The organism is Marichromatium sp. AB32 (assembly GCF_003718675.1).
GTDB classification, from domain to species: Bacteria; Pseudomonadota; Gammaproteobacteria; order Chromatiales; family Chromatiaceae; genus Marichromatium; species Marichromatium gracile.
In genome coordinates this window covers 1-861 of sequence record NZ_RHFJ01000133.1, presented here as the reverse complement: position 1 = coordinate 861, position 861 = coordinate 1, and the positions used below count along the sequence as shown (strand labels likewise).

Annotated in this window: 1 protein-coding gene; it reads right to left on the bottom strand. The window is 64.8% G+C overall.

Annotated elements, in window-relative coordinates; genetic code table 11:
- A partial coding sequence (locus EBL85_RS16840) for an elongation factor Tu (RefSeq protein WP_123143513.1) occupies positions 1 to 861 on the bottom strand: 861 nt, incomplete at its 5' end.

The following is an 861-nucleotide window of genomic DNA, read 5'->3' as shown; positions in this document are numbered from 1 at the left end:
TTACTCGATGATCTTGGAGACCACGCCGGCGCCGACGGTACGACCACCCTCGCGAACAGCGAAGCGCAGGCCCTCTTCCATCGCGATCGGCGCGATCAGCTGGACGGTCATCTTGACGTTGTCGCCAGGCATGACCATCTCGATGCCCTCGGGCAGCTCGCAGGCACCAGTCACGTCGGTGGTGCGGAAGTAGAACTGCGGACGATAGCCGTTGAAGAAGGGGGTGTGACGACCGCCCTCTTCCTTGCTCAGCACGTACACCTCGGCCTCGAAGTTGGTGTGCGGGGTGATGCTGCCGGGCTTGGCCAGCACCTGGCCACGCTCGACGTCCTCACGCTTGGTGCCGCGCAGCAGCACGCCGACGTTGTCACCGGCCTCGCCCTGGTCGAGCAGCTTGCGGAACATCTCCACGCCGGTGCAGGTGGTCTTGGTGGTGTCCTTGATGCCGACGATCTCGACCTCTTCACCGACCTTGATCACGCCACGCTCGACACGACCGGTCACCACGGTACCGCGACCCGAGATCGAGAACACGTCCTCGATCGGCATCAGGAAGGCGCCGTCGATGGCACGCTCGGGCTCGGGGATGTAGCTGTCGAGCGCCTCGACCAGCTTGTCGATGGACGGACCACCGATCTCCGAGGTGTCGCCCTCGAGGGCGAGCTTGGCCGAACCGGTCACGATCGGGGTGTCATCACCCGGGAAGTCGTAGCTCGAGAGCAGCTCGCGCACTTCCATCTCGACGAGCTCGAGGAGCTCGGCGTCGTCGACCATGTCGGCCTTGTTCAGGTAGACGATGATGTAGGGCACGCCGACCTGACGGGAGAGCAGGATGTGCTCGCGGGTCTGGGGCATCGGGCC